Source organism: Vibrio splendidus 12E03, assembly GCF_000272105.2.
In the GTDB taxonomy this organism is placed as follows: Bacteria; Pseudomonadota; Gammaproteobacteria; order Enterobacterales; family Vibrionaceae; genus Vibrio; species Vibrio splendidus_I.
On record NZ_AJZD02000147.1, the window covers coordinates 1 to 392 of the forward strand.

1 pseudogene is annotated in these 392 nt (G+C 41.3%); it reads right to left on the reverse strand.

What is annotated here, in order from left to right:
• Nucleotides 1-218, reverse strand: a pseudogene (locus tag A142_RS25285) (hypothetical protein); the annotation flags it as partial.
• Between the last annotated feature and the right edge of the window lie 174 nt (nucleotides 219-392).

The following is a 392-nucleotide window of genomic DNA, read 5'->3' on the forward strand; positions in this document are numbered from 1 at the left end:
AAACAGTTACTTTTGTCTGGAATGTCAGTTCCTCCATCGGTAATCGTAATCTCAAGCTGGTCGTCTAGTTTCAAAACGTGGAGACATCCGGCACCTATTCGATACGCATAGATTTTAACCTCGCTTGGTACAATATATTCAGTGATACTCTCAGTGAACATTTTTAAAGAGCATTCATGGATAGAGTTGATATTGGGTATGAATATAGGGTTAAACATAACTGAGTCTCTTTAATAATAGTGTGTGTTTCCAAAGCGTTGACCATTGCGATAGACCTCCGTATATCGCAACGTCTTTGTGCAGTGCTTTGGGGTGCGTGAACGTTCACCATCACGGTTCGATATTCGACACGTCGTGTCTTTAATGATGGTCTCAGGATGCGTTTTCCATTG